Origin of the sequence: Microbulbifer sp. MI-G, assembly GCF_030440425.1 — a bacterium.
Classification (GTDB): Bacteria; Pseudomonadota; Gammaproteobacteria; order Pseudomonadales; family Cellvibrionaceae; genus Microbulbifer; species Microbulbifer spongiae.
The window spans coordinates 1,345,200-1,361,919 of sequence record NZ_CP098023.1; the positions used below are offsets into that span (position 1 = coordinate 1,345,200).

Annotated in this window: 14 protein-coding genes; 10 read left to right on the forward strand and 4 right to left on the reverse strand. The window is 56.3% G+C overall.

Annotation, left to right across the window (positions count from 1 at the left end):
* Positions 1-76: 76 nt before the first annotated feature.
* From M8T91_RS05630 to acpS, 8 genes are all read left to right on the forward strand, one after another.
* Positions 77-1,477, forward strand: a complete 1,401-nt coding sequence (locus M8T91_RS05630) for a Do family serine endopeptidase (RefSeq protein ID WP_301417651.1) — start codon at positions 77-79, stop codon at positions 1,475-1,477.
* A gap of 132 nt (positions 1,478-1,609) precedes the next feature.
* Positions 1,610-3,415 (forward strand): translation elongation factor 4, encoded by a 1,806-nt coding sequence (gene lepA, locus M8T91_RS05635; protein WP_301417653.1) that lies wholly within the window; start codon positions 1,610-1,612, stop codon positions 3,413-3,415.
* 49 nt (positions 3,416-3,464) lie between these two features.
* Positions 3,465-4,232, forward strand: coding sequence for a signal peptidase I (gene lepB / locus M8T91_RS05640; protein WP_301417655.1), 768 nt, complete (start codon positions 3,465-3,467; stop codon positions 4,230-4,232).
* A gap of 52 nt (positions 4,233-4,284) precedes the next feature.
* Entirely contained in the window at positions 4,285-4,725 is a 441-nt protein-coding gene (locus M8T91_RS05645) for a DUF4845 domain-containing protein (RefSeq protein ID WP_301417657.1), read from the forward strand.
* Positions 4,718-5,398, forward strand: a complete 681-nt coding sequence (gene rnc / locus M8T91_RS05650) for a ribonuclease III (protein WP_301417658.1) — start codon at positions 4,718-4,720, stop codon at positions 5,396-5,398. Before M8T91_RS05645 ends, rnc begins: the two co-directional genes overlap by 8 nt.
* Before the next feature lie 118 nt (positions 5,399-5,516).
* Positions 5,517-6,416, forward strand: a complete 900-nt coding sequence (era, locus tag M8T91_RS05655; protein WP_301417659.1) for a GTPase Era — start codon at positions 5,517-5,519, stop codon at positions 6,414-6,416.
* Positions 6,417-6,447: 31 nt separating this feature from the next.
* Positions 6,448-7,197, forward strand: a complete 750-nt coding sequence (gene recO, locus M8T91_RS05660; protein WP_301417660.1) for a DNA repair protein RecO — start codon at positions 6,448-6,450, stop codon at positions 7,195-7,197.
* A complete protein-coding gene (gene acpS, locus M8T91_RS05665) occupies positions 7,194-7,580 on the forward strand; it encodes a holo-ACP synthase (RefSeq protein WP_301417661.1) in 387 nt (128 codons plus the stop codon). The genes recO and acpS overlap by 4 nt, the downstream gene beginning before the upstream one ends.
* A gap of 21 nt (positions 7,581-7,601) precedes the next feature.
* On the opposite strand, the gene M8T91_RS05670 is transcribed toward acpS, so the two are convergent.
* Positions 7,602-10,433 carry a response regulator gene (locus M8T91_RS05670; RefSeq protein ID WP_301417664.1) on the reverse strand — a complete coding sequence of 944 codons (2,832 nt, stop codon included), beginning with the start codon at positions 10,431-10,433 and terminating at the stop codon, positions 7,602-7,604.
* Between the two features lie 397 nt (positions 10,434-10,830).
* Here M8T91_RS05670 and cysM point away from each other — a divergent pair, with 397 nt between their 5' ends.
* Positions 10,831-11,724: a cysteine synthase CysM gene (gene cysM, locus M8T91_RS05675; protein ID WP_301417666.1), complete on the forward strand. Its 894-nt coding sequence runs from the start codon at positions 10,831-10,833 to the stop codon at positions 11,722-11,724.
* A gap of 217 nt (positions 11,725-11,941) precedes the next feature.
* Here the strand turns inward: cysM and M8T91_RS05680 are convergent, their stop codons facing one another.
* Entirely contained in the window at positions 11,942-13,453 is a 1,512-nt protein-coding gene (locus tag M8T91_RS05680; protein WP_301417670.1) for a CoA-acylating methylmalonate-semialdehyde dehydrogenase, read from the reverse strand.
* A gap of 101 nt (positions 13,454-13,554) precedes the next feature.
* Positions 13,555-15,357 (reverse strand): DNA helicase RecQ, encoded by a 1,803-nt coding sequence (gene recQ / locus M8T91_RS05685; protein ID WP_301417672.1) that lies wholly within the window; start codon positions 15,355-15,357, stop codon positions 13,555-13,557.
* 153 nt (positions 15,358-15,510) lie between these two features.
* On the opposite strand from recQ, the gene M8T91_RS05690 reads away from it, so the two are divergent.
* On the forward strand, positions 15,511-15,942 hold the full coding sequence (locus tag M8T91_RS05690; RefSeq protein ID WP_301417674.1) for a hypothetical protein: 432 nt from the start codon (positions 15,511-15,513) through the stop codon (positions 15,940-15,942).
* Here the strand turns inward: M8T91_RS05690 and M8T91_RS05695 are convergent.
* Positions 15,923-16,708, reverse strand: a complete 786-nt coding sequence (locus tag M8T91_RS05695; RefSeq protein ID WP_301417676.1) for a glutaminyl-peptide cyclotransferase — start codon at positions 16,706-16,708, stop codon at positions 15,923-15,925. The genes M8T91_RS05690 and M8T91_RS05695 overlap by 20 nt on opposite strands.
* Positions 16,709-16,720 lie beyond the last annotated feature (12 nt).

Sequence of the window (16,720 nt, forward strand, 5' to 3'; positions counted from 1 at the left end):
AGCGATGGCAAGCCCTGGAGGGAACTCAAATTCCACAGGTTTCATATTAGAAGGGATCAATAAGGGTAACAAACCTATGATTAAACGCTGTACGCAATATCTCCTGCTGTTCTGTCTGTTGGTAGTAACGGGCACGGCCAGTGCCCGAGGTCTGCCTGAACTGACCGAACTGATCGAGGAAAATTCGCCCGCAGTGGTGAAGATCAATACACTGGATCGCAGCCGTGTGGCGCGTGGCAATAATGCGCCACAATTCCAACAGGATATTCCCGATATCTTTCGTCACCTGTTTGAGCCGCGCCGGCGCCAGCAGCGCCCGGTAGCCAGTATGGGTTCCGGCTTTATCATCTCCGATGATGGGTACATCGTGACCAATAACCACGTGGTGAGTGGTGCGGACCAAGTCACCGTCACCCTGACCGATCGCCGCGAGTATGAGGCCGAAGTGATTGGCACCGATGTGCGCTCGGATCTGGCGCTGCTCAAAATAGACGCCGATGACCTCACAGCCGCGCGCTGGGGGGATTCAGAAGAACTGCAGGTGGGAGAATGGGTTGTCGCCATCGGCTCGCCATTTGGCCTGGACTACTCCGCCAGTGCCGGCATTGTCAGCGCTATGGGACGCAGTATCCCCAATGAGAGCCGTGAGAACTATGTACCGTTTATCCAGACAGATGTGGCGATTAACCCGGGCAATTCCGGCGGTCCGCTATTTAATCTGGAAGGGCGGGTTGTTGGCATCAATTCCCAGATCTACACCCGCAGCGGTGGCTCAATCGGTCTCTCCTTTGCCATTCCGGCCAGTCTCGCCCAGGATGTAGTGGCACAGTTGAAAGAGAAAGGGCGTGTAGACCGCGGCTGGCTGGGCGTGGGCATCCGCAACGTGGACCGGGATATGGCTGAAGCGATGGGGCTGGACAAGCCGGTTGGGGCACTGGTAGAACAGGTCAGCCCCGGCGCGCCCGCTGCCGAGGCCGGGATTATGCCTGGAGACGTTATCACTCGCTTCAACGGTCAGAGAATTGGTGTACACGGCGATCTGCCCCATTTGGTTGGCCAACTCCGCCCCGGCACCGAAGTTTCGCTGGAACTGATGCGTAACCGCAAGTCTGAGAAGCTCAAAGTGATCGTTGGTACCCTGCCGGGCGCCGATGATGAGGGCGTACAGGCCACGGTCAAGCCAAGCTCGATTATCGGTGGGCGCCTGGGCATTGTGGTTGAACAGATCCCTGAGGGCGTGAAGCAACGCTGGAATGTGGATACCGGTGTACTGGTCAAACAGGTTGTCCCGGGTAAGCCGGGCGCCAAAGCCGGTCTGCGCAGTGGTGACATTATCGCCCAGTTGGGATTTGAAGAAGTGGGGGACATGGAGGATTATAAAACTGTGGTTAAGGAACTCCCCAAAAATGAGCTGTTGCCGATCCGCTTCTTCCGCTCGGGCCAGTCAACTTTCCGCACGATTAAGATTGAAAGCTGAGAACCGGGGTCGAATGGTGGCCGAATAGGCCGCCTGCCTCTCACCTCGGACCACGAGTTCTGTTAGACTTGCGCCACACAGTTGGTATGCCTGCCAACTAATTGTCTGATTTTAAAGGGTTTTTATTCCGTAGTGGCCACAGATCTATCCCATATCCGCAATTTCTCCATCATTGCCCATATCGACCACGGAAAATCTACCCTGGCTGACCGTTTCATCCAGGAATGTGGCGGCCTCTCCGATCGCGAAATGGCCGAACAAGTACTGGATAGTATGGAGCTGGAGCGGGAGCGGGGGATCACCATCAAAGCCCAGAGTGTCACGCTCGACTACAGGGCGCGGGATGGCAAGACGTATCAGTTGAATTTTATTGATACCCCGGGGCACGTGGACTTCTCCTATGAGGTCTCCCGATCCCTGGCGGCCTGTGAGGGTGCGCTATTGGTGGTGGATGCGGCCCAGGGCGTAGAAGCGCAGTCGGTTGCCAATTGCTACACCGCGATTGAGCAGGGTCTGGAAGTCATTCCGGTACTCAATAAGATGGACTTGCCCCAGGCGGACCCGGATAGGGTCGTCGAGGAAATCGAAGACATTATTGGCATAGCTGCCAGTGAGGCTACGCGCTGCAGCGCCAAATCCGGCATGGGTGTGCAAGAGGTGCTGGAGGATCTGGTGCGCCTGGTGCCGCCACCGGAAGGAGATGTGGGGGCGCCGCTGCAGGCGCTGATCATTGATTCCTGGTTCGACAGCTACCTCGGAGTAGTGTCTCTGGTTCGCGTGATGCAAGGTACCTTGAAAGCCAAAGACAAAATTGTTACCAAGTCTATTGGTCGTGCTCATGTGGTGGACAGTGTCGGCATTTTTACCCCGAAGCGCTGTGAGACTGGTGTGCTGCGTGCCGGAGAGGTGGGCTTTGTGGTGGCCGGCATTAAAGATATTCACGGCGCACCTGTGGGTGACACCCTGACCCATGCCAAGGGTGCGCAGGACATAGCGATGCTGCCGGGGTTTCAGAAGGTCAAACCGCAAGTGTATGCGGGCCTGTTCCCGGTCAGTTCCGATGACTACGAGGCTTTTCGCGATGCCTTGGAGAAGCTGTCTCTCAACGATGCCTCCCTGTTTTACGAACCGGAAACCTCCGATGCCCTTGGTTTTGGTTTTCGTTGTGGTTTTCTCGGTATGCTGCATATGGAGATTATCCAGGAGCGCCTGGAGCGGGAATATGATCTGGATCTGATTACCACTGCACCCACCGTGGTGTATGCCGTAGAACAGAATAATGGCGACGTGGTCATGGTGGATAACCCGTCGCGGCTGCCGGATGTGGGCAGCATTCGGGAAATGCGCGAACCGATTGCGGAAGTAAATATCCTGGTGCCCCAGGAGTACCTGGGTAATGTGATCACCCTCTGTGTGGAGAAACGCGGTATACAGAGGGATATGCAGTACGTGGGTACCCAGGTGTCCCTGCGCTATGAGTTGCCCTTGGGCGAAGTGGTGATGGACTTCTTCGATCGCCTCAAGTCAGTGAGCCGCGGATTTGCTTCGTTGGATTACAGTTTTGTGCGCTTTGAAGCAGCAAAACTGGTGCGCTTGGATATCCTCATTAATGGGGATCGTGTAGATGCCCTGGCCCTGATCGCGCATCGCGAAAACGCTCAACAGAAAGGGCGCGCAATGGCGGAAAAAATGAAGGAACTGATACCGCGGCAGATGTTTGATGTGGCTATTCAGGCGGCGATCGGTGGTCAGGTAGTGGCGAGAACCACCGTAAAAGCTCTGCGCAAGAATGTGACTGCGAAATGTTATGGCGGCGACGTCACACGCAAGAAGAAACTGCTGGAGAAACAAAAAGCGGGTAAACGCCGTATGAAGCAACTCGGCCGTGTCGAAGTGCCCCAGGAGGCCTTCCTGGCGGTACTGAAAGTGGATCAATAGGGCGCAGCCGGTGCTTGATTCCGAGATTTGGGGATAATAGAGAATAGTGATGGATATTAATTTGCCTTTGATTCTGCTCTGGCTGGTTGTCGTCAGCGGTGGAATCTGGTTGGTCGACAGCCTGTTTTTTGCCCGCCGCCGGAGGAAGAAGACAGGCAGGAAGCGTGAAGACCCGGTTGTAGTGGAATATGCCAAGTCGTTTTTCCCGATTTTGGCCATTGTCTTCGTGCTGCGCTCTTTTATTCTGGAGCCCTTTCAGATTCCGTCTGCCTCTATGGTGCCCACCTTGCAGATCGGCGATTTTATCCTGGTCAACAAATATGCCTACGGCCTGCGCCTGCCGGTTTCGCGCACCAAGGTAGTGGATATTGGCGAGCCGCAACGCGGGGATGTGATGGTGTTTTTTCCACCACATATGAACGATACCTATTTTATCAAGCGGGTGATCGGCTTGCCCGGTGACAGGATCGAATTGAAGAACAACATGCTCTATGTGAATGGCGAACTGGCGCCACAGGAGCTGATTCAGGCGTTACCCCCGGCAAATCCGCAAGTGGAAATTCTGTGGGAAAACCTCTACGGCCGGCGCCACCTGATGGCGAAAAATGTGCACCCGGGCAAATACGGTGATTTCAGTGGTACTGTCCCGGAAGGCCATTATTTTATGATGGGCGACAATCGGGACAACAGTCTTGACAGCCGTGCCTGGGGCTTTGTGCCCGAGCGGGATATTGTGGGCAAGGCTTTTGCCATCTGGATGCACTGGGACAAACTGTTCAGTTTACCCAGTTTCGAGCGTGTGGGGTCCATCCAGTAATAAAAACCGGCCGGCTGTGCACCGGGTATCGGCGAGGAGAATTGAAGGCATCATGGGTAATACTACGCATTATTCGTTTCAATACCAGCGCGGTATGAGTTACTGGGGTTGGTTGTTGCTTGTGGCAGTGCTGGGTTTTGTCCTGACCTGCGCATCCAGGATGGCACCCGCCTATCTTGATGCACGCTACGTGACAGAAGGGCTGAAGATATTGGCTGAAAACCCGGATCTGGAAACTATGTCGGCGGGCCAGATCAAGAAAGAACTGGGCCGCTTCTTTCTAATCAACAATGTGCGTGGTGAGCCCACCGAGGCACTGCAGGTTGTTCGCGGTGCAAAGGGTACGCTGGTCAGCATCAATTACGAGTTGCGCCAACCACTGATATACAATGTGGATGTGGTGATGAAATTTAACAAACAGCTCAATACGGCCAGTCCCGAGCTGTGCTGCGATGCGCTGGTGGATCTGGAGCAATTTCGCAAACGTGACTGATCTTTTACTGGAACGCCTGGGCAAGCGTCTCGGCCACAGGTTCAGGCAGGATGCATTGCTGGAGCTGGCGTTGACACACCGCTCCCATGGTAGCCGCAATAACGAACGCCTGGAGTTTCTCGGAGACTCTATTCTCGGTTTTATCATCGGCGCGGCGCTTTACGAGCGGTTTCCCAAGGGACGGGAGGGGCAGTTGAGCCATTTGCGCGCGCAACTGGTCAGTGGTGAGACACTGGCGAAACTGGCACTTGAACTGGAGATTGGCGACTGCCTGCGTCTTGGCGAAGGGGAGATGAAAAGTGGCGGTTGCCGCAGGGCCTCCATCCTCGCCGATGCGGTGGAGGCTTTGATCGGTGCCATCTACCTGGATGCCGGTTTGGAAACGGTGCGCGCCAGAGTGCTGGACTGGTTTGCATCGCGTCTCTACTGTCTGTCTTTGGAGACGGTAAAAGATCCCAAGACCCGCCTGCAGGAATGGCTGCAGGCACGCAGGAAACCATTGCCACAGTATAGGGTCGTGGATGTCTCCGGTGTGGAGCACGCCCGGCAGTTTGTTGTCGAGTGCTGTGTTAGCGGGCTGGCTCAGCCGGTGCGCGGTGAGGCCAGCAGCCGCCGCGCAGCAGAAAAAGCGGCTGCCGTTGAGGCCTATCATCGACTTACCGGGCTGAGCTGATTTTACAATGTGGGGCGAGGCCGGTCGCTGTCTGTCTCCAAGTGGCGGACTTCAATACACGGGAGGCCGGTCCGGTTTCGGGCTCCGCGATTCCCTTTAACCCTTTCGGAGTGTTTTTTTGAGCGAACAACCCTCTCGCTGTGGCTATGTTGCGATTGTCGGCCGTCCCAATGTGGGAAAATCCACGCTATTGAACCACCTGTTGGGCCAGAAGCTGGCGATTACCTCACGCAAGCCACAGACCACCCGCCACAATATGCTCGGCATCAAAACAGAGGGACCGGACCAGATTATTTTTGTCGACACGCCCGGCCTGCACCCGGATCAGGAAAAAGCCATCAACCGCTATATGAACCGGGCTGCTGCCAGTGCGACACGGGATGTGGACCTGGTGGTATTTGTGGTGGAGCGCACCCGCTGGAGCGAGGGGGATCAGTTGGTGGCCGATCAACTGCGCGGTATCAGGTGCCCACTGGTTATCGCTGTCAACAAGGTGGACGAGTTGAGGGACAGGGCCGAGCTGTTGCCCCAGTTGCATGCCCTGGCCCAACGGTACCCCAAAGCGGAGATTGTACCTGTTTCCGCTCTGCGCAATCAGAATCTGGACACGCTGGAACAGGTGATTCTCACACACTTGCCCGAGGGGCAGCACTTTTTCCCAGACGATCAGGTTACCGATCGCAGCTCGCGCTTCCTCGCAGCAGAAATCGTACGGGAGAAAATCATGCGTCAGTTGGGCGCAGAGGTGCCTTATCAGGTTACTGTCGAGGTGGAGGATTTTGCCCAGGAAGGCAAAGTCCTGCATATCCGTGCGGCGATTCTGGTAGAAAGGGCTGGGCAGAAGCGCATTCTCATCGGCAACAAAGGCGAGCGCATCAAACAGATTGGCAGCCGGGCCCGTGAGGATATGGAGCGGCTTTTCGACACTAAGGTGATGCTGAATCTCTGGGTCAAGGTCAAGTCCGGCTGGTCCGATAACGAGCGCGCTTTGCGCAGTCTCGGCTATCGAAACGAGTAGAGTTCTGTTCCGGCGTATACCCGCTGATATCATGAAGCAGCCACAACCCGCACAACCAGCCTATATTCTGCACGCACGGCCCTACCGCGACTCCAGCCTGATTCTGGAGCTGCTGACTTCGGATTTTGGGCGTATTGGTTGTGTTGCCCGCGGTGCCCGGCGCGACAAGCGGCGGCGCCAGCAGGCACTGCAGCCTTTCTCCCCACTTCTGGTCTCCCTGTTGGGAAATGGTGCGTTAAAAACCCTGGGTTCTGTGGAGAATGTCGCTGCGCCACTCTGGCTGAAAGGTCGGGCCGTCTATGTGGGGCTTTATGCGAATGAGTTACTGGTACGCTTGTTACCGGAGGGGGAAGCGCACTATGCGCTGTTCGCCATGTACCAGGTGTTGCTGGAAGTGCTCGCGCAGTCGAAAGGCGACGATAGCAACCAGTTGGAAGGGCCCCTGCGCCGCTTTGAATTGCAACTGCTGCGGGAACTGGGCAGTTGTCCACCACTGGATTATTGTACCGGCAGCCAGGGTATTGTCAGCGAGGGGGTCCGCTATCAGCTGGAGATTGAGCAGGGATTTGTGCCTGTGTACCGCCAGGGAAGTAATGCTCAGCGCGATAATGAGTTCAGTGGTGAGGAACTGCTGGGTATCGTGCAGGCGCTGGAGAGTGGGAAATGGTCCGCCGGGCTGCTGCTCCCGGCAAAGCGCTTGACGCGGATTTTGCTTCAGGCCATGCTCGGGGGCAGGCCATTGCAAAGTCGCGCATTATTCAGACAAGTATACGGAAAATGATCGTCAGTATCGGTACAGATATTTGCAGCTATCATCGTATAGCAGTGGCTTTGCGGCGCCACGGCAACCGGTTTGTACGGCGGATATTGAATGACCGCGAGCGCTGTGACTTCGCCGGTCTGAGCGAGGCCAATCGCACAGCCTACCTGTGCAAACGTTTTGCTGCCAAGGAGGCGGTAGCCAAGGCCCTGGGCACCGGCATCGGCGACGGCATTTCCTGGCACAATATCGAAGTGCGGCGCCGCAAAAATGCTGCAGCGCAGGTTCTGTTAAATGGTGCGGCACGGGAGCGCGCCTGTGCTCTGGGTGTTGGGTCCATACACCTCTCCCTGTCGGATGAAAAAGACTTCGCCCTGGCGTGTGTGATTTTTGAAACTCGCTAGTTTGCTGTTGCAGACTTCTACTCAGGCAACTTCCAGCCCGAACAGCGCATCCAGATTCTGCTCCGAGGCCCATTCCCACAGGGCGCGCATTTCCCGAAATACTGCATCCAGTTTGCGCCGGTCAAATTCCGCCGGTTTTTTCTCTTGCAGGGTGCGCAGTTCCTCCTGGAGTATACAGGTGGCTTCACGCAGTCGAGCCACGCCGCAGTAACAACAACCGCCGTGTATACGGTGGGTCAGCTCGAACATGCCTTTGAGGTCGCCGGCACTCAGCAGCCGCTGTAACTCCCGTTCATCGGACACAAGCCCGTCCAGGAGCATTTGCAGCATATCCCTCGCCAGTTTCGTATCGCCATTGGCAAGGGTCAGGCTCTCACCAATATCCACAAGGCGCATCTGTTCCAGGCTGAGTTTCTCTATCACCTGTGGTGTGATGATCTTGAGCCAACGCTTGATCATGTGGGTAAGCTGGGCCTCGCTGACAGGTTTGCTCAGGTAATCATCCAGGCCGGCAGAAAGTAATCGCGCTTTCTCCTCGGCGCCTGCATGTGCAGTAAGTGCGATAATCGGTGTGCGCCGCCCGGCCTCTCGCTCACGAATGCGGCGGGTGGCCTCAATACCGTCCATGCCGGGCATTTGTATATCCATAAAGATGAGGTCAAAGGTGCTCTGCTGCCAGTGTTGCAGAGCCTCTTCGCCGCTGGCGGCAATGATCACCTCGATATCCTGGGTGCGCAGTAACTCACCGACCAAGCGCCGGTTGGCTGCGTGATCATCTACCGCCAGAATCCGCGGCGCCGCCGGCCAGGGCAAAGCGGGTACGGCCCCGCTACTGGAACGCTGCTGATTTTTTCGTGGCGCAGCTCTTTTTAAGGCGCGCAGCAGGTTCTCGCGGGTAACCGGTTTACCGAGGAAAGTCAGGGTACGGGTGCGTAGCTGCTCATAGCAACGGCGCAACTCGGCCGGGGCTCCCAGCACGATCACCTGGCATTGATAGGCGTCCACAAGAGACTGTACTTGTACGCTGAAATTGTCGAAGTCGCCCCTGGCGATAGCGGTATCGATAATCACGGCATCGGGCAGTGCGTCGTGCCGCCACATTTGTTCGACTACTGGTTGCAGGGTCTCTGTATCGCTGAGTTCTACGGGCTCCGCCTGCCACTGGCTGAGTAACTGCGCCACCTGGGTACGGGTCAAGGGGTTGGGATCGGCAATCAATATGCGGCAGCCGGGGCACTGAAACCGCGGAGGTACGCCGCGATTGCGCTCCGGCTGCAGAGACAGCTGTACCCAGCAGTGGCTGCCACCGCTGTCGGTTTCTTCTATACCAGTGCTGCCGCGCATACGCTCGACCAGACTGCGGGCAATGGACATACCGAGGCCATTGGCACTGATTTGCTGGCTGTGCTGTGGCGTTTTGGTATTAAGTATCTGTTGCAGTTCACTGCGGCCCGCTTCATCAATGCGGTTGCCCAGGTCGGTGACGCTGATACGCAAGACCAGCTCCGAATCCTTGCTGCTCACAACGCTGAGCTGTACGGGTATATTGCCGTTTTCTGAACTGCGAATCGCATTGCCTAGCAGATTGGTGAGGATTTGCTTGGTACGCAGTGGATCACCCACCTGGGTGGCGGGCAATTGGGGGTCAATCAAGGGTACCAGTTCCAGGTGATGTTCATAGGCATAAGGGGCCAGAATTTGCAGGGTTTCCTCCAGCAATTGTCCCAGGTCCATGGGAATATGGTCGAGCACCAGATTGCCGGACTCAATGCGGGAAAAATCCAGAATATCGTTAATAGTGGTAAGCAGGTTTTCCGATGAACGCAAAATAGTCTGCAGGTAGTCCTGCTGCAGCTCGTCGACCTCGGTTTTGAGCAACAGATTGGTAAAGCCGATAATACCGTTGAGCGGCGTGCGGATTTCATGGCTGGTATTCGCCAAAAAAGTCGATTTGATGCGGCTGGCTTCCTGGGCCCTTTTGCGGGCGAGATCAAGTTCGATATTTTGTTCTTCCATGCTGTCGAGGGACTGTCGCAGGTCGTCCATGGATTGCAGCAGGTTTGCCTTGTAGTCGCGTTGGTACTTGGCGAGGTTCTCGGCCATGTCATTAATCTGGTTGGTCAGCTGGGCCACTTCGCGGTTGCCTATTTCGCGGGCGCGGCGATCAAATTCACCGCGCCCAACCGCCTGCAGCACCTGCCCCAATCGGGACAGGCTGAGCGCGAATCGCTCGGACAGAATGACGGACCAAGCCACAGCCGCCAGAGTGCAGATGATCAGTCCCACGAGTCCGATTAGTAATACCTGGTAAGTACCCACCAAGAAGTAAGGGCGGTGCAGCTCAATGCTGATCCAGCAGGTAGGGATGTCGCCTTTCAGGGGCTGGAGAATCTGCAGGCTCTCTTCATCTTCGAAGATAAATGGCTCGCGCTTTTGCAGGTGCTCGTGAGTAATAGGCGTGGCTGGGCGCGGTCCGACACTGGCGAGCAGTCCCAAGTTGGTATTTGGATTCAGTGGCTGCTTCTCGCTCGCCTCGGTAGAGTAGATATGTACTGAGCGTACCATATCTTTTTCCAGCATCAGGGCCAAAAGGCTCTTGCGCAGCCATTCCATACGCAGGTCGGTGGGTTGGCCGCCACTCATCTCGATCAGTTCGGCGAGCTGTTCCGCACTGGCGCGACCGTGGCTGAGCAATAACTGGCGGCGGTCGTGTAACTGCTGCAATGTAAAGACCAGGGCCAGCGTGATGGCCAGTGCCAGCGCTGGAGCGACGGTAAACCTAAATAGGATTGCGCGCAGCGAACGCAGCGTTGAGGGATCTGGCGTGGATGGCTTGGCATTGTTTTGGGCCATGGTAAAAGGAGGCCTTGTGCGATTGTTTTTTCAGATTTTACCTGTATGCATGATTCTATGCACTCCTGGCTCGAAAGGGAGAGAAAAGATATGGCCCCCTATCATTTAGTTTTGTGCCCGTCGTATCCGCGAATCTTTGTATTTTAACGGTGGTATTAGCGTCTTAAGTAAGAAAGGGATATTTTTAAAATTCTGTAACCAGCTCCCAAAGACCCAGGGCGTAGTCAGGTCCGCATTGGTTTAAATTTATCGGTCACTGCGTTGTGAAAATTTTGTACCTGCAGAGACAAGCTTAATAACCCGACTATATAGTCCCCCTACACAGTTGGTATTTAGTGCTGGAAAGATCTTCGGGTACACTGTCGGACCGCAATAGTATTCTGGAACTGACTGCACTATGGATTACCCCACGATTGCCGACTGTGTAGGCAATACTCCCCTGATTAAGTTACAGCGATTGCCTGGTGAAACCAGCAATACGATTCTGCTCAAGTTGGAGGGGAATAATCCCGCCGGCTCCGTGAAAGACCGCCCGGCGTTATCCATGATTAACCACGCCGAGACCAGGGGACGAATTACCCCGGGCGATACACTGATCGAGGCGACCAGTGGCAATACTGGTATTGCCCTGGCGATGGCGGCTGCGGTCAAAGGATACCGCATGATCCTGATCATGCCCGGCAGCGCTACCACCGAGCGCAAGGCCGCCATGGCTGCCTATGGTGCTGAACTGGTCCTGGTCAGTGCGGAAGCAGGTATGGAGGGTGCCCGCGATCTGGCTCTTGAGATGCAGGCTGAGGGCAGGGGGCTGGTACTCAATCAATTTGCCAACGATGACAATCCACTTGCCCATTTTGAGGGTACCGGCCCTGAGATCTGGCAACAGACCCGGGGACAGATCACACACCTTGTCTCTTCCATGGGCACTACGGGAACCATAATGGGTTGTGGTCGCTATTTGAAACAGAAAAATCCTGAGATTCAGATTATCGGCCTCCAACCGACCGATGGTTCCAGCATCCCCGGCATACGCCGCTGGCCACAGGCATATCTGCCGAGTATTTTCGTTCCTGAGGCGGTGGATCTGGTGATTGATATGGACCAGCTTGAAGCGGAGGAGATGACCCGAAAGCTGGCCAGAGCCGAGGGGATTTTTTGCGGAGTCTCCTCCGGTGGAGCTGTTGCCGGAGCCTTGCAACTCTCCGCCCAGGTGGAAAAAGCCACCATTGTCGCTATTGCTTGTGATCGAGGAGATCGTTATCTGTCTTCGGGCGTGTTTAATCAACCCTGATTAAACCCGGCAATCAATCAGCTCTGTTAACAATGAGGTGAAAATTTTGAATAAAAAATACCTCAAATGAAAAATTCCCTGAAGATAATCACTAGTATACTCCAAGAAAATGGGCTTTCAGTAATTTGCTAGGCCGGGTAAATTCTATGAGAAGTGGTAAAAACCCCATGTGTAAATGGGCTTTTTACCACAAAAGTTATAAGGGGCTATATTTTTTTCACCCATTACTGGGGAAATTAAACTGAACCCCCTCCCTTTGACTACTCGCTGGCCAACGCTGGGTAATGGTTTTGCGTTTGGTGTAAAAGCGCACTGAATCCGGCCCGTAAGCGTGCAGGTCGCCAAAAAGGGAGCGCTTCCAGCCGCCAAAACTGTGGTGGGCAACGGGGACGGGGAGAGGGACATTGATACCGACCATACCCACTTTGATATTGTCGCTGAAGTAGCGGGCTGTTCCACCATCGCGGGTAAACAGGCAGGTACCGTTGCCGTATGCGTGGGTATTGATAATATCCATCGCTTCCTGCAGGGTGTCTGCACGCATGATACAAAGTACAGGCCCGAATATTTCCTGGCTGTGTATGGTCATTTTCGGCGTGACGCGGTCGAACAGACAGGCCCCGAGGTAATTGCCGCGCTCATAACCGGGTATTTTCATGCCGCGGCCGTCCACTACCAATTCCGCACCTTCTTCAATACCGGCGGCGATAAAGCCCTCAACTTTTTTCAGGTGGGCCGGGGTTACCAGGGGGCCCATATCATTCCGGCTATCCATACCGTCGCCCACTTGGAGTACGGCGATCTGTTCTGTGAGTTTTGCCACCAGGGCGTCCGCGCACTTATCACCGATGGCAACTGCCACGGAAATGGCCATGCAGCGCTCGCCACAGGAACCAAAGGCGGCTCCCATCAGCGCAGTCGCGGCGTTATCCAGGTCAGCATCCGGCATGATGACGGCATGGTTCTTGGCCCCGCCAAAAGCCTGTGCCCGCTTGCCGTGGCCAGTGGCGGTAGAATAGACATATTCTGCAATCGGGGTGGAACCGACAAAGCTAACGGCTTGAACACGCTTGTCGATCAACAGGGTATCCACCGCTTCCTTGTCGCCATTTACCACGTTGAGGACGCCTGGCGGGATGCCGGCTTCGATACCGAGTTCGGCGATAAATAATGCGGAGGAAGGGGTACGTTCTGATGGTTTGAGGACGAAAGTGTTGCCGCAGGCGATGGCCATTGGCCACATCCACAGAGGAACCATGGCAGGGAAGTTAAACGGGGTAATCCCGGCGCAGACTCCCAGGGGCTGGAGTTCACTCCAGGAGTCGATGGCGGGGCCCACATTCCTGCTGTGTTCCCCTTTGAGCATTTCCGGGGCAGAGCAGACATATTCGATGTTTTCGATACCGCGCTGCAGTTCACCCATGGCGTCGTTGAAAACTTTGCCGTGTTCTCGGGTAATGTGTTCACAGATGGTATTGGCATGCTGCTCCAGCAGGGCTTTCAGGCGGTACATGATGCGCACACGCTTGGCAGTGGGCAGGTTGCGCCAAGCGGGATAGGCGGCCTGGGCTGCGGCGATGGCCTCTTCGACGGTGGCTTTGCTGGCCAGTGCAACTTTTCCGATGATTGTGTTGGTTGAAGGGTTGGTAACATCCTGCAAGCGTGAACCCGCAGCGGAGTCGCCGTCAGTATTCAGGGTGCCGTTTATCAGATGGCCAATGACTTTCATGGTTTTGTCTCACTGGGGAAGGATGGGGGATTTTCAGCTCTTCTCGCCTTTTTAACACAGGTGTGCCCGAGGGGGGAAAGCGTTGTGGGTTGGTTTTGGTGTTAGCGCTTGGGAAAATCCCTCAGTACTGCAAGGAAAGCGTCGCCAAAGCGGGCCAGCTTGCTGTCACCAACCCCCGAAACGGCCAGTAATGCACTGCGGGTTTGCGGGTGTGCCTTTACCATGCCGCGCAGGGTGGCATCGTGAAAGACCACATAGGGCGGTACGCCGCGTTCCTCCGCCAGTGCCTTGCGGCAGTTGCGCAGGGCCTGCCAGAGCGGCTGGTCCTCACAGGTCAGGCCTTCCGGGGCCGCAGGATCGCGGGAGACGGATCGAGAGGTTTTTGCCGGCAGCCTGCGCAGTTGCAGTGACACCTCCCCGCGCAACAGCGGGCGGCAAAGTTCTGTCAGCATGAGGCTCTGAAACTCGCCAGTCACCTCCAGGTAGCCGCGCACGATTAATTGTCGCATCAGAGCCCGCCACTCGCTACTGGCAAGGTCTTTGCCAATACCGTAGGTAGAGAGTTGCTGGTGTTCGAATCTACGCACTTTCTCGTTCCCGGAGCCGCGCAGCACATCGATCACATGGGTGGCACCGAAGCGCTGGCCGGTGCGGTAGACGCATGACAGCAGTTTGATGGCGGCCTCGCTGGCATCCCAGGTGGCAGGGGGCTCCAGGCAGGTATCACAGTTGCCGCAGGGGCGATCCAGAGTTTCGGCGAAGTAGTGCAACAGGGCCTGTCGGCGGCAGCTGGTGATTTCACACAGACCCAGCATGGCATTAAGGCGCCCGCGTTCGTGGCGCTTGTACTCCTCGCTGCCCTCGGAAGCTTCAACCATCTGAGCCAGCTTGACCACATCTTCCAAGCCGTAGAGCAGCAGTGCCACCGAGGATTCACCGTCGCGACCTGCGCGACCGGTCTCCTGGTAGTAGGCCTCGATACTTTTGGGCAGATCCAGGTGCACTACAAAGCGCACGTCGGGTTTGTCGATACCCATGCCGAAGGCGATGGTGGCTACAATCATGACACCCTCCTCGCGCAGGAAGCGGCGCTGGTGTTCAGCACGGGTTGCGGTGGGCAGACCCGCGTGGTAGGGCAGAGCGCTGTATCCCTGTTGGCTCAGCCATTCGGCGGTATTTTCCACTTTAGCGCGGGACAGGCAATAAATAATGCCTGCACTTCCTTTCTGAGTGCCGCGCAGGAACTGCAGCAGCTGGCGACGCTGGTTGCCCTTGGGTTCGATTCGGTAGCGGATATTGGGACGATCAAAGCTGCTGACAAAATGCCGGGCGGTCTCCAGATTGAGTCTCCGGGCAATTTCTGCGCGGGTGCGCTGGTCCGCGGTAGCGGTCAATGCAATACGCGGCACGTCGGGAAACTGTTCGTGGAGGCAATTCAACTGCAGGTAGTCGGCGCGAAAGTCATGCCCCCACTGGGACACGCAGTGGGCCTCATCAATGGCGAACAGCGACAGTTTGACTCGCTGCAGGAGTGAAAGCGTGTGAGGCTGTAACAACCGTTCCGGTGCCAGGTACAGCAGATCCAGGGCATCGTGAAGCAGTTGACTCTCAATGGCCAGCGTTTCCTCATAGGACACGGAAGAGTTCAGAAAGGCGGCGCGGATGCCGGCTTCCTGCAATGCTTCCACCTGGTCCTGCATCAGGGCGATCAGGGGAGAGACCACCACGCCACAACCGGATCTGGCCAGCGCGGGTATCTGGTAGCACAGGGACTTGCCCCCACCGGTGGGCATAAGCACCAGAGCGTCGTTGCCAGCCATCAGGGTGTCGATCACCGCGGCCTGGGGATCGCGGAAATGCGCATAGCCAAAGATGTGCTCGAGAATCTGCTGAGGGGATTGCATGGCGGCGGAGTATACCCTGCGCCAGGTTTTTGTGCGGTGGGTTTATCGGCCGATTTTTCCTTGAAATAGGATGCAATTGACAGATTTTGTTTTGTGACAAGAGTCACGGGTTATAATCGCAGGCCATCACAGCAATTGGCTAAGGGTAGGGCTATGCGCACTTTGCTTTTGTTATTGATGTTGTGGTCGGTGGTTCTGGTTGGGCCGCTGGGCTGTACTTCCGGGGTGCCGCGCCATTTTGCACAATCTCTTGCGGCGGATACCCACCTGGGCTGGCGCTCTGCGCCGGAAAATCAGCTGGCACTTTCCCTGGCCACCGCCACGGGTGTGGCCCAGGTTGAGCTGCATCCGCTGCCGGACCAATTTACCCTTGTCACGCTTGAGCTTCCGGGGATGCGCAGGGTGGAGGCGGTTCAGTGGCAGGGTGACTCGGGTCAGTCCACCACGCTATACGATGGAGAGGACGGATTGGAGGGGGTCAGCTTGCAAAAACGTGGTCACGGTTTTCGCCTGCAGTTACAGCTCTCTGCAATGTACTATCTCTGTGATGGTGGTGTGCTGACGGTTATTGGTCAGAGGCGCTGATTGCCGGCTTGGGATTTGCTGCCTTGTTGAAACCAAGCCCCTGGGGACGAATCAGAAAAAGTTGTCGCCAGTATTTTCCGGTTACCCAGAGCCCGTTGCGGGCTTTGTCCCAGGCGATACCATTGGCCACCGCATCGGGATGATTGCGTACCTCCGGTATCAGGTCGTGCAGATCGACGACGCCGCGTACTTCACCGCTGTTGGGGTCGATGGCAATAATGCGGCTGTCCTGCCAGATATTGGCCCAGATCAGGCCTTCGGCAAATTCCAGTTCATTGAGATTGGACCAGTGCTCACTACCGCCTTTTACCGCCAGGTGACGCAATACCGCGAAGGTGTCCGGGTCGCGGAAGGCCAGTGCACCGCTGCCGTTACTCATGATCAGGTGTGTACCGTCGTGGGTGAGGCCCCAGCCCTCACCGCTGTAACGTTTGATCTCCAAGGGCTGAAGGTCCCGGGCTCGATAGATATGCACCTCGCCGGCCCTGTAGGTCAGCAGATAGAGCTTGTTCCCGAGTACCGTGAGGCCCTCGGCGAAGAGTTCACCCGCCAGCCATTTGCGCCTTACCGGGTTGGCGCCGGGATCGGTATACTCTGCCAGCCAGGAACGGCGATAGAGTCCGCTGCTCTCCCACCAGCGCTGGCCGTCGAAGTAAAGCCCTTGGGTAAAATGGTCCCCATTGCGTTGGCGCTGCTCCAGAACGGTATAGGGGGTGACCGGAAGTTGTGCCTGCGCGGTGGCTGCAAACAGCAACAGCGCGGACACTCGGGGCAGTGT

Coding starts and splice junctions, on each gene's coding strand:
- M8T91_RS05630 (WP_301417651.1), top strand. CDS start 77: ATGATTAAACGCTGTACGCAATATCTCCTGCTGTTCTGTCTGTTGGTA.
- M8T91_RS05670 (WP_301417664.1), bottom strand. CDS start 10,433: ATGGCCCAAAACAATGCCAAGCCATCCACGCCAGATCCCTCAACGCTG.
- cysM (WP_301417666.1), top strand. CDS start 10,831: ATGGATTACCCCACGATTGCCGACTGTGTAGGCAATACTCCCCTGATT.
- recO (WP_301417660.1), top strand. CDS start 6,448: ATGAAGCAGCCACAACCCGCACAACCAGCCTATATTCTGCACGCACGG.
- M8T91_RS05645 (WP_301417657.1), top strand. CDS start 4,285: ATGGGTAATACTACGCATTATTCGTTTCAATACCAGCGCGGTATGAGT.
- M8T91_RS05690 (WP_301417674.1), top strand. CDS start 15,511: ATGCGCACTTTGCTTTTGTTATTGATGTTGTGGTCGGTGGTTCTGGTT.
- recQ (WP_301417672.1), bottom strand. CDS start 15,357: ATGCAATCCCCTCAGCAGATTCTCGAGCACATCTTTGGCTATGCGCAT.
- M8T91_RS05680 (WP_301417670.1), bottom strand. CDS start 13,453: ATGAAAGTCATTGGCCATCTGATAAACGGCACCCTGAATACTGACGGC.
- acpS (WP_301417661.1), top strand. CDS start 7,194: ATGATCGTCAGTATCGGTACAGATATTTGCAGCTATCATCGTATAGCA.
- lepB (WP_301417655.1), top strand. CDS start 3,465: ATGGATATTAATTTGCCTTTGATTCTGCTCTGGCTGGTTGTCGTCAGC.